Source organism: Aeromicrobium sp. (genome assembly GCF_025965075.1).
In the GTDB taxonomy this organism is placed as follows: Bacteria; Actinomycetota; Actinomycetes; order Propionibacteriales; family Nocardioidaceae; genus Aeromicrobium.
Map to the genome: position 1 here is coordinate 1 of NZ_JAOPXQ010000116.1, position 10,122 is coordinate 10,122.

10 protein-coding genes, 1 tRNA gene and 1 pseudogene are annotated in these 10,122 nt (G+C 67.4%); 7 read left to right on the forward strand and 5 right to left on the reverse strand.

Annotated elements, in window-relative coordinates:
* Nucleotides 1-9: 9 nt before the first annotated feature.
* The gene (gene cls, locus JWQ91_RS07520; protein ID WP_297782244.1) at nucleotides 10-1,452 is read right to left on the reverse strand and encodes a cardiolipin synthase; all 1,443 of its coding nucleotides are present in this window, start codon (nucleotides 1,450-1,452) and stop codon (nucleotides 10-12) included.
* A 138-nt stretch (nucleotides 1,453-1,590) separates the two neighbouring features.
* On the opposite strand from cls, the gene JWQ91_RS07525 reads away from it, so the two are divergent.
* On the forward strand, nucleotides 1,591-2,130 hold the full coding sequence (locus JWQ91_RS07525; RefSeq protein ID WP_297782245.1) for an LURP-one-related family protein: 540 nt from the start codon (nucleotides 1,591-1,593) through the stop codon (nucleotides 2,128-2,130).
* A 93-nt stretch (nucleotides 2,131-2,223) separates the two neighbouring features.
* Here the strand turns inward: JWQ91_RS07525 and JWQ91_RS07530 are convergent, their stop codons facing one another.
* The 3 genes from JWQ91_RS07530 to JWQ91_RS07540 all read right to left on the reverse strand — a co-directional run bounded on the left by JWQ91_RS07530 (nucleotide 2,224) and on the right by JWQ91_RS07540 (nucleotide 6,602).
* Nucleotides 2,224-4,596: an arylsulfatase gene (locus JWQ91_RS07530; protein WP_297782246.1), complete on the reverse strand. Its 2,373-nt coding sequence runs from the start codon at nucleotides 4,594-4,596 to the stop codon at nucleotides 2,224-2,226.
* Nucleotides 4,597-4,691: 95 nt separating this feature from the next.
* Complete coding sequence (locus JWQ91_RS07535; RefSeq protein ID WP_297782247.1) at nucleotides 4,692-6,008, reverse strand: cation:proton antiporter; 1,317 nt, start codon at nucleotides 6,006-6,008, stop codon at nucleotides 4,692-4,694.
* 258 nt (nucleotides 6,009-6,266) lie between these two features.
* Nucleotides 6,267-6,602 carry a carboxymuconolactone decarboxylase family protein gene (locus tag JWQ91_RS07540; RefSeq protein ID WP_297782248.1) on the reverse strand — a complete coding sequence of 112 codons (336 nt, stop codon included), beginning with the start codon at nucleotides 6,600-6,602 and terminating at the stop codon, nucleotides 6,267-6,269.
* Between the two features lie 206 nt (nucleotides 6,603-6,808).
* On the opposite strand from JWQ91_RS07540, the gene JWQ91_RS07545 reads away from it, so the two are divergent.
* Nucleotides 6,809-7,090: a hypothetical protein gene (locus JWQ91_RS07545; protein WP_297782249.1), complete on the forward strand. Its 282-nt coding sequence runs from the start codon at nucleotides 6,809-6,811 to the stop codon at nucleotides 7,088-7,090.
* A gap of 210 nt (nucleotides 7,091-7,300) precedes the next feature.
* A complete protein-coding gene (locus tag JWQ91_RS07550) occupies nucleotides 7,301-7,801 on the forward strand; it encodes a DUF1269 domain-containing protein (protein ID WP_297782250.1) in 501 nt (166 codons plus the stop codon).
* Between the two features lie 380 nt (nucleotides 7,802-8,181).
* Here JWQ91_RS07550 and JWQ91_RS07555 read toward each other — a convergent pair.
* Nucleotides 8,182-8,257: transfer RNA gene (locus tag JWQ91_RS07555), tRNA-Glu, on the reverse strand.
* Nucleotides 8,258-8,323: 66 nt separating this feature from the next.
* On the opposite strand from JWQ91_RS07555, the gene JWQ91_RS07560 reads away from it, so the two are divergent.
* From JWQ91_RS07560 to JWQ91_RS07575, 4 genes and pseudogenes are all read left to right on the forward strand, one after another.
* Nucleotides 8,324-8,674 carry a metallopeptidase family protein gene (locus JWQ91_RS07560; protein ID WP_297782251.1) on the forward strand — a complete coding sequence of 117 codons (351 nt, stop codon included), beginning with the start codon at nucleotides 8,324-8,326 and terminating at the stop codon, nucleotides 8,672-8,674.
* Nucleotides 8,667-9,326: a pirin family protein gene (locus JWQ91_RS07565; protein ID WP_297782252.1), complete on the forward strand. Its 660-nt coding sequence runs from the start codon at nucleotides 8,667-8,669 to the stop codon at nucleotides 9,324-9,326. Before JWQ91_RS07560 ends, JWQ91_RS07565 begins: the two co-directional genes overlap by 8 nt.
* 4 nt (nucleotides 9,327-9,330) lie before the next feature.
* Complete coding sequence (aroQ, locus tag JWQ91_RS07570) at nucleotides 9,331-9,756, forward strand: type II 3-dehydroquinate dehydratase (protein ID WP_297782253.1); 426 nt, start codon at nucleotides 9,331-9,333, stop codon at nucleotides 9,754-9,756.
* 173 nt (nucleotides 9,757-9,929) lie between these two features.
* A pseudogene (locus tag JWQ91_RS07575) lies at nucleotides 9,930-10,122 on the forward strand (FAD-binding protein); the annotation flags it as partial.

Sequence of the window (10,122 nt, forward strand, 5' to 3'; positions counted from 1 at the left end):
CCAGACGGCTCACTGGAGGGCAGCGGTCAGCCTCATCACGTTGTCCAGGTAGGCCGAGCCCTTGGACCGGGCCAACCAGTCCTCCAGGACGAGCTCCTTGGCGATCGCTCGGTTGGAGTCCTCGACCTTGCGCATCTCGGTGACGACCTCGGGTCCGAGGAGCATCAGGGAGACTTCGTAGTTGAGGCCGAAGGAGCGCATGTCCATGTTGCTCGAGCCCAGCACCGCGACGTCGTCGTCGACGCTGAAGAACTTCGAGTGCAGGATCGCGGGCGCGGGATACATGTAGATCCGTACTCCTGCGCGCAGCAACGCCTCGTAGTAGGAGCGCTGGGCGTGGTAGACCATGAACTGGTCGCCGGCCTCGCTCACGAACAGCTCCACGTCGACCCCGCGCTGGGCTGCCGTGGTGATCGCGTACAGCAGCGACTCGTCCGGCACGAAGTAGGGGCTGGTGATCGACAGCCGCCGTTGCGCCGAGTAGAGCAACGTCGTGAAGGCGCGGAGGTTGTTCTCGGTCGCGAAGCCCGGTCCACTCGGGATCACCTGCGCCTCGATCTCACCGACCGGGGGTGAGGCGGTGCCGAGCTCCTCGGCCAGCTTGACCTCGGTCTCGCTGTACCAGTCGGTGGCGAAGAGGAGGTTGAGGGCGCTGACCACCGGACCCTCGACGCGCGCCACGAGCTCGACCCATTCACGTCCGAGCTCGTGGTTCTTGGGCTTGTTGTAGCCGGGCTCGATCAGGTTCTGCGACCCGGTGAAGGCCACTACGCCGTCCACCACCAGGATCTTGCGGTGGTTGCGCAGGTCGGGCCGCCGCCATTCACCCTTGAGCGGCACGATGGGCAGCATCGGATGCCATTCGATGCCGGTGGTGTCCAGCCGGGCCGTAAACTCCTTGTAGCCCGGGATGCCGCGCGACCCGAGGTGGTCGAAGAGCAGGCGGACCGTGACGCCGCGCTGCACCGCACGTACCAACGCCTCGTAGAACGGCGCGGTCACCTCGTCCCAGGCGGTGATGTAGAACTCGACGTGCACCCAGGAGGCAGCGCTCTCGATCTCGGTGGTCATCGCCGCGATGGACTCCTTGTACGCAGGGAACAGGATCGCCTGGTTGCCTGGCATCGCCGGTTGCGCCCCCAGGTTCCGGTTCAGGGTCGACACCGACTTGACGTACGCGGGCCCGGGGAAGTCGTCCTCGAGGGTGGGTACCTGCGCCGTCCGTTCCGCGACAAGCGCGTTGACCTCAGCCTGCTGCTCGTCACGCCGGCGGCCGAGTCGGGTCCTCCCCAGAATGAGGAAGACGACGAACCCGAACAGGGGGATGAGCATGATCAACAACAGCCACGCCATGCCACTCGACGGGCGTCTGTTCTTGGGCACCACACCCAGCGCGATCACCTTGACGGTCAGGTCGAGCAGGTACAACGCAGCTGCAATCCAGGGAGCCATGTCCCCAGCCTGCCGCCCCGGACGTCGACCGTCCTCACCCATTGAGCGTGAACAAGCCTGGCCCGGTGTCCTCGCGGTCGGGTAGTTCATGCGATCTGGGTGAAGCCGCTCGCGTCGGGCAGATCTAGGCTCGCCACGATGCTACGAAAGGGCGGATCGGCCATGGGGATGCTGCGCGGACGAGACGACGACGCTGACGTGCGCCGCTTCCGGATGAAGCAGAAGCTGGCTTCGATCGGCGACGACTTCTGGATCGAGGACGAGGAGGGCAACCGCGCCTATCGCGTGGACGGCAAGCGGGTCAGGGTGCGGAGCACGTTCGTCCTGGAAGACTCCTCCGGTCGCGAGGTCGCCAAGATCCAGGAACGGAAGATGAGTGTGCGCGACAAGGTTGCGATCGAGCGGGACGACCGAACTCTCGCGACCGTTCGCAAGGCGATGGTGGGCCTGCGGGACCGTTTCGTGATCGACGTCCAGGGCGGTGACGACCTCAAGGCCCACGGCAACATCGTCGACCACGAGTACGAGATCGAGCGCGACGGCGACACGGTGGCCACGATCTCCAAGCGTTGGTTTCGCGTCCGCGACACCTATGGCGTCGAGGTCGGGGACGGTGAGGATGTCGGCCTCCTGCTGGCCACCGTCGTCGCGCTCGAGTCGCTGACAGATCCGGAGTGACGTCATCGCGGCGCCGCAACGAGGCGTTCGCGTGATCCGATCGAACCGCCCCCGATCAGCGATGGCGTTGGCCGGGGGCGGTGAGGTCGACGCCTACTGACGGGCCATCGCCACCCGGAGCCGCTCCTCGGGGCTGATGAAGTGGTCGTGGTCGTCGCTGCCGAGGTCGATCTGCACCCAGTGGATCTTGCCGGTGAACCGGCTCGAGGGCGGGGTGTAGTCGGGGGTCACTGTGGTGCCGGTCTCCTGACCGATGTCCGTGGTCTCGTCGGCCGAGAAGACCATCGGCTGGGTGGCGTCAACCCGGCCGGCGCCGACGGCGTCGCCGTCGTAGTACAAGGTGACGTCGCCGCCCTTCGCGAGCCCGCCCCCGTCGTAGGCGAACTCCATGCGCACCTGGTGCCTGCCCGGAGAAATCGGGGACGTCGCGACCGTGGCAAACTCCTGGATGCCGAGGGCGTTGTACACGAACTTGGCTCGGCCCTCCTTGACGTAGAGCGCCCAGCCGCCGAAGCGGCCGCCTTGGGCGATCAGCACGCCCTCGGCACCACCTTCGGGGATTTCGACGTCGGCGGTGACCGAGAACGACTTGTTCTTGATGCTGACCACGCTGTTCTCGGAGAGCCGGCCCATGCCGCTGAAGAAGAGCTGCGAGCTGCCGCGGATCAGCGTCGGACGGCCGGCGAGGTCGGCGTTGAACCGTTCCGACGTCCGGTCGTCGAGCGGCAGCACGTTGTACTTGACCGCCTCGATGAGCCACAGCCGTTGGAGCTTCGCGAGCATGTCCGGCTGGTCGGCGGCGAGGTCGTGCGCTTGGCAGTAGTCCACGTTGCCGTCGTAGAGCTCCCACACGTCGTCGTCGAAGGCCGGCATGGTCTGGCCCACCATGATCCACGGCGTCTTGTGCTTGGTGACCGCGCTCCAGCCCTTGTGGTAGACGCCGCGGTTCCCGAACATCTCGAAGTACTGGAGGTCGTGTCGCTCCTCGGCGGCCGCGCCGTCAAAGGTGTAGTTCATGCTCGAGCCCTCCATCGGGGCCTGGAGCACGCCGTTCACCATCGTCGGTTGCGGGAGACCCGCAGCCTCCAGCACGGTCGGAGCGACGTCGATGACGTGGCAGAACTGCGAGCGGAGGCCGCCCTGCTCGGAGATCCCGGCCGGCCAGTGCACGATCGTGCCGTTGCGGGTGCCGCCCCAATGGGACGCGACCTGCTTGGTCCACTGGAAGGGGGTGTTCATGGCCCAGGACCAGCCGACCGAATAGTGGTTGTAGGAGCTGGGCGAGCCGAACTCGTCCATCTTGCTGAGCATGAACTCGGTGGTCTCGAGCTCGGCCATGCCGTTGAAGTTGGCCATCTCGTTGAAGGCGCCGTTCATCGTGCCCTCGGCGGAGGCACCGTTGTCGCCGATGATGTAGTAGATCAGGGTGTCGTCGAGGATCTCGAGCTCCTCCAGCGTGTCGATGATCCGGCCCACGTGGTGATCGGTGTGCTCGAGGAAGCCGGCATAGACCTCCATCTGGCGTACCAGCACCGGCTTCAGGTCATCAGGCATGTCGTCCCATGCGCTGATCTCGGCGTGTCGGGCGGGCAGCTCCGCCTCGGGCGGGATGATCCCCACCTCCTTCTGCTTCGCGAAGGTGCGCTCGCGCTGAGCGTCCCACCCGTCGTCGAACTGGCCAGCGTACCGATCGGCCCACTCCTTCGGGACGTGGTGCGGAGCGTGGGTCGCGCCCGGGGCGAAGTACACGAAGAACGGCTTGTCGGGCATCAGGGCCCTCTGCTGCCGTACCCAGTTCACCGCGTGGTCGGCCAGGTCCTCAGTCAGGTGGTAGCCCTCCTCAGCCGTCGCCGGTGGCTCGATCGGGGTCGTGCCTTCGTAGAGCGCAGGGTCCCACTGATTGTTCTCGCCCCCGATGAAGCCGTAGAACGTCTCGAACCCACCGCCACCAGAGGGCCAGGCGTCGAACGGACCCAGTGGCGAGGACTGCCACACCGGCACCTCGTGACACTTGCCGAACTGGGCGGTCGAGTAGCCGTTGAGCTTGAGCGTGGTGGCCAAGGGCGCCATGGTGTTCGGCAACACGGAGCTCTGCCCCGGGGCGGAGGTCGCCGCTTCGGTGATGTTCCCCATGGCCGCCGAGTGGTGGTTGCGTCCAGTCAGCAGCGCCTGGCGAGTCGGCGCGCACAGCGCGGTGGTGTGGAAACGGTTGTACCTCAGGCCGCCTGCGGCCAGACGCTCCGCGGTCGGTGTGTTGCACGGGCCGCCGAAGGTGCTGCTGGCCCCGAAGCCGACATCGTCGAGCAGCACGATCAGGACGTTCGGAGCACCTTCTGGCGGAACCAACGGCTCGATCGGGGGGAAGGCAGTGTCCGGGTCCTTCGCATCGTAGGTCGTCAGGCCCGGCACCTTGCGGTGCGGGATCGGCAACATGCTCCGTGCGTGATGGTCGGGTGAGTTGCTCATGGGGGTCTCCGTCTCTGACTCATCCAGTGCTTTCGACCACGATGGCCGCCACCCGTCCGGGAGTCCTCACCCAACTTGAACGAACCTGCCGGTGATCAGCGGACACCTCGCGCCGCATTGCTGGCCGGTACCTGCGTCGAGGCCGGGTCGTGAGCGACTCGTCGCGACCGGGGCTCCGCTCCGGGCCCCGCCACAGCGCCGGCACCGGAGCTGGTGAGCCGCACGTAGCGACGTCCCAACGGGCCCGCCGTCACGCCGTGCAGCACGACGCTCAACATGACGGTGAGGGACACGGTGGCAACCGCCCGATCCACCAGCGGACCTTCGCCGAGCTCCTCGATCGCCAAGAGGGCGAACACGATCGAGGCGAGGCCGCGTGGACCGAACCAGCCCATGAAGACAACGCTGCGGGCGTCCAGACCCGTGCCCAGCAGAGCCAGAGCGACCGGGACCATGCGCACGACGGTGAGGCTCAGGAAGGCGTAGACGACCGTGGCCAGATCGAAGGTGTCCTGGAGCACCGGTACGAGAGCGGCGCCGAAGATGAACCACACGATCAGCGCCAGGACCTCTCCGAGGAGCTCTGGCAGCTCGGTCGCTACGTGGACCGGAGTCACGTCGTGCCCGAGGACAGCGCCGAAGCTGATGCCCGCCACGAAGGCCGCGATGAATCCGTTGCCGTCGAGGGAGACCGCGACAGCGAAGCTGCTGACTGCCGCGGCCAGCGTGGCGATGCGGCGCCCGCCGTTCTCCACCCAGTGGCGCCGGGAGGCCAGATTGACCAGGGCGGCGGTGCCCACCCCGATCGCCAGGCCCACCAGCAGCCCGATGGCCAGCTGCCGGACCGCTCCGCCGGACTCTCCGTTGCCCGCCGCGCCGAGCTCCGTGGCCGCGGCGGCCAGGGCGAGACCGACGACCGGTGTCGCGATCCCGTCGTTCAGACCGCTCTCCACGTTGAGCGACCGGCGCAGTCGCATCGGGATCTTCTCGTCGTTGATGACCTGGGCGCTGAGAGCGGCATCGGTCGGCGCCAACGTGGCAGCCACGAACAGTGCGAGGGCCCACGGGAAATCATCCAGGAGCCAGGCGGCCAGCAGCGTGCCGATGAGGATGGAGATCGGGAGCCCGATGGCGAGCAGGCGGGTCGGGACGCCGATGTCCTGCCGCAGCTTCACGACGTTCACCCTCGCCGCGTCGGAGAACAGCAGGAGTGCGAGGGTCAGCTCCGTGACCCGGTGCATCGCGGGCGTTTCGACATCGAGGTCCAGCGGCCCCCAGCTCGGATTGGCCAGGAGGTAACCGGCCGCCATGAACACCAGAGGGCTCGTGAGGTTCGCCCGGGTCAGCAGGTCCGACACCACAGCCCAGCCCAGGACAAGCAGAGCGAGCACCGCGAACGTGGTCTCCGACATGGGCCCCACCCTTCGAGGTCGACACTCCTCCTCGAACTATGTCGTCGCCGCCCAGATCTCGCGTCATGCACATCGCGTGATGTCCGAGGGGCGGTGAGCCAGCGTCGAGCCGCGGCCCGGCCGCCGGCCAGGTGCGACTCAACAGGGAACGGGCCAGGTCAGCGTGCCCGCCGCGGTCCCTCGACGGGCTCAGGGGAGAGCTGTCGGGTCATTGGGACGACGTGGAGGACATGCCGCGCGCGTGGTGAGCGTCAACGCTCACTCCGGTCCTCCATTCTCGCTGTCGAGCTCGGCCACGTCGATCTCGACGGCGAGTGCCTTGACGATGTTGCCGGTCGCGGTCGCGGCCGCGACCCGCGCCGTGCCGACGATGGGTGCCACCGCGGCAAGCACACCACGGACCTTCTCGGGCTCGATCCCCATCTCACCGGCGACCCCGAGATTCAGCATGTACGACACGGCGGGCGCGTCGACCGCGACGAGAGCGGCGACCCGCGCCAGGACCAACGTCTCCGAATCGAGGCCGGATGCGTCGACTGACTCCGCCGTCATCCGCGCGAGCAGATCCAGCACCGGTGCATCGGATTCGTTCATCGTGTCGGTCATGATGTCTCCTCTTCCTGGTCGGTGGCTGGTGTCGCATCCGACAGCAGCCTCATTCCGACTCAGTGCACTCCGCTGTCAGACCCCGCACATCATGGAGATCGTGTGAAAGCGCGGCCGGGAGCCAGGCGCGAGCGGCACTCTTTCACGCAGGTTGCGTGACGACAGCCGCGATCCGTCGGACCGACCATCGTGCGGTGCCCCTCGATGGGGCGACGCCCAACTACGTCATCGAGTTCGACGCCACCCAGTGGGGCTGGGTGCATCTGCTGCTCGGTCTGGTGGTGTTGTTCGCGGGCTTCGCGGTCCTGTCGGGCCAGACGTGGGGCAGGGTGGTCGCCATCGTCCTTGCCGTCCTCAGCGCGCTGGCGAACTTCGCCTTCATCCCGTACTACCCGTTCTGGGCGATCCTCATCATTGCGCTCAACGTGTTCATCATCCACTCGTTGGCAGTTCACGGCCGCGACTTCGCTCGCTGAGTCCGCGCCCTGAGTCCGCGCCGCGGGCGGGCGCACCCGGAGCGTTTCACCTTGGTTGTGTGACGACGTGACGACGACAGAGCGGTTCGATGGTCAAGGCGCACCCGCTCGACCCACCGCGGCAGCGGTAGGTCAAGAAGCAACCCAGACGCATTGTTCAGATCCAGAAACCCGACCCGCTCACGAAGGGTCGAGACAAGGCGGCACATCATGAAGTCAGACACCCCCATCACGCTGGCTGCGGCCAGGTACCCCGACCGCAGCCTGGCCGTCGAGGACTTCGACAGGGTATGGAGCGCCCGCGGGAGCGGGGAGTTCGACCACACGGCTGTGGCGGTCGTGGCCAAGGGCCCAGACGGCAAGCTCGACATCGACCGCCATGACAGCACGACCAAGCATCTCGCCTGGGCGGGTGCGGGCCTGGCGGTCGTCGCGCCCGGAGTCGGCGTCGCCGTCGGCGCCGGTGCCGGTGCCATCGTGGGGCACTTCCACCACAACATCCCGAAGGACAAGATCCGTGAGGCCGGCGACCTTCTCGTATCGGGTCAGGCAGGCCTGATCGTCGTTGCCGTCAACAAGCAGGGCACCGACATCGAACCGCTGCTCCCGAACGCCGAGAGGACGTCCGTCACGCAGACCACAGCTGGCAACCTGCAGGCGGAGATCGATCAGGAGCTGGCCGAAGCCCAGGCACGAAAGGCCGATACCTGAGCATCGTCGTTTCACCGCAGCCCGGCAGCGGTGCTGGGGCGCCGGTTCCCTTCGCCCACCAAGTCGGGCGTCACCTGCCCGCGCACCACGGCTACGCCGAATGCGCAGCCGTCGGTCAATCGACGCGCGGCAGCATCAGCGTGACCTCGGTGCGCGATGCGATACCCGGGTCTTACGTGCGACCGATCCCCGCACCAGGTGTGTGCCACTTCGTTTTCGCGGTCTTCTACCAAGCGACGGCCTCGGCGAGACGGCGGGATTTTCGCCTTCGGTCGACCCTACTGATCCTGCTGTTGCCAAAGTGTTGCCAATCAGGCAACAAGGAGCGGGTTGTCCAGGTTGCTCGAAGGCATCTCCGCAGGTCAAGACCCGTTCATGAGTGGCACCCCCAACGGGATTCGAACCCGTGCTACCGCCGTGAAAGGGCGGCGTCCTAGGCCGCTAGACGATGGGGGCCTGAAACCGCACCAGCATAGAGGGTGACGAGACGCCGTGCGAAACCGCATCGGGCAGGATGGACCCATGATCGAGATCGGTGAGGACCGCTTCGCGGAGCTGGTCGAGGCGGCGTTCGACCGTGTGCCCGCCGAGCTCGCGGCGCTGCTCGACAACGTCGTGCTGTTCATCGAGGACGACGCCCCGCCCGACGACCCGACGCTACTGGGGCTCTACGACGGCATTCCGCTGACGGAGCGGGACGGGACCTACGCCGGTGCCATGCCGGACCGGATCTACGTCTACCGCAACCCCACGCTCGAGATCTGCGACACCGAGCAGGACGTGGTCGAGGAGGTCGGCATCACCGTGGTGCACGAGATCGCCCACCACTTCGGCATCGAGGACGACCGACTCCACGAGCTGGGCTATGCCTGAGATCCGTCGCGCGAGGGAGCGCTTCCACACCGCGGGCGACGGGGTCGAGACGTGGCACAACTTCTCGTACGGCGTCCACTACGACCCCGACCGGATCGGCTTCGGCCCGCTGATGGCGATCAACACCGAGCGCATCGACGCCGCGCGTGGGTACGACGAGCACTGGCACGCCGACGTCGAGATCGTGACCTGGGTCCTGGAGGGGGTCCTGCTGCACGAGGACTCGACGGGGAAACCGGGCCGGATCCACCCCGGCACGGCGCAACGGCTCAGCGCCGGCACGGGAGTGCGGCACTCCGAGCGCAACGCCTCGGCGGACGAGCCGCTCGTGTTCGTCCAGATGATGCTGGCGTCCGAGCACGACGGCGAACCGGAGTACGACCAGGTGGACGTCGACCCCGCGCCCGGCGTCCTGACGCCCGCGGTGCCGGTCCACGCGCCCGCCGCACTGTTCGCCGTACGCCTCGACCCCGGGCAGAGCGTGACCGTCCCGGCGGCGCCCCGCAGCCTCGCGATCGTCACGGCGGGCACGATGACGTGCGGCGACACCGATCTGGCCGCCGGCGACGAGGCGAGGTTCACGGCCGCCGGTGAGTACGATCTGAGTGCGTCCAGCGCCGCCACCGCGCTGATCTGGCAACTGCAGAGGTGACCGCATGACCGTCCTCGTCCTCAACGGCCCCAACCTGGGCCGCCTCGGCGTGCGCGAGCCCGATGTCTACGGCACCGCGACGTACGCCGACCTGGTCGACCGCTGCGAGGCCGTCGCGAAGGAGTCCGGGGTCGAGATCGAGGTCCGCCAGACCGACGCCGAGGCCGAGATGATCGGCTGGCTGCACGACGCGGCCGACGCCGGGTCGCCGGTCATCCTCAACGCCGGCGCCTGGACCCACACCTCGGTCGCGGTCCGTGACGCCGCGAGCCAGCTCGCCGCACCGCTCGTCGAGGTGCACCTCAGCAACGTGCACGCCCGCGAGGCGTTCCGGCACACGTCCTACCTCAGCGACATCGCCGCAGCGGTCGTCGTCGGCATGGGCATCGAGGGCTACGCCGCCGCGATTCGCTTCCTCGCGACCCGCTGACGTCGGCGCGCCGAGTGGCGCAAACCGACCCCCGAGTGGCGCAGATCTGCACGACACACCGTCTCATTTTCTTCGTTCTGCGCCACTCGCGGAACCGGGTGCGGGGGCGGGTGGTTGCGGGGTGCAACCGACCCGGAAATCTGCCTGTCACTCATTGGTCTTAGTCTGGTGGGGTGAAAGGTTGGCTCACTCATGCCGTGGCTGTCGACGGGTTGCTGAAGTCCTACCGGGCGATCCCGCCGGGAGCTCTCGTACGCCTCGCCAAGAAGACCTCGAACCTGTTCCGCCCCCGCTCCGACCACGACACCCCGGGTCTCGACGTCAGCGGGCTCGACGGTGTCATCGCGATCGACACCGAGGCCCGCA

Excerpts from the sequence above, each read along its gene's own strand:
- JWQ91_RS07525 (WP_297782245.1), top strand. The coding sequence starts at position 1,591 with ATGCTACGAAAGGGCGGATCGGCCATGGGGATGCTGCGCGGACGAGAC.
- JWQ91_RS07565 (WP_297782252.1), top strand. The coding sequence starts at position 8,667 with ATGCCTGAGATCCGTCGCGCGAGGGAGCGCTTCCACACCGCGGGCGAC.
- cls (WP_297782244.1), bottom strand. The coding sequence starts at position 1,452 with ATGGCTCCCTGGATTGCAGCTGCGTTGTACCTGCTCGACCTGACCGTC.
- JWQ91_RS07540 (WP_297782248.1), bottom strand. The coding sequence starts at position 6,602 with ATGAACGAATCCGATGCACCGGTGCTGGATCTGCTCGCGCGGATGACG.
- JWQ91_RS07550 (WP_297782250.1), top strand. The coding sequence starts at position 7,301 with ATGAAGTCAGACACCCCCATCACGCTGGCTGCGGCCAGGTACCCCGAC.
- JWQ91_RS07535 (WP_297782247.1), bottom strand. The coding sequence starts at position 6,008 with ATGTCGGAGACCACGTTCGCGGTGCTCGCTCTGCTTGTCCTGGGCTGG.
- JWQ91_RS07560 (WP_297782251.1), top strand. The coding sequence starts at position 8,324 with ATGATCGAGATCGGTGAGGACCGCTTCGCGGAGCTGGTCGAGGCGGCG.
- aroQ (WP_297782253.1), top strand. The coding sequence starts at position 9,331 with ATGACCGTCCTCGTCCTCAACGGCCCCAACCTGGGCCGCCTCGGCGTG.
- JWQ91_RS07530 (WP_297782246.1), bottom strand. The coding sequence starts at position 4,596 with ATGAGCAACTCACCCGACCATCACGCACGGAGCATGTTGCCGATCCCG.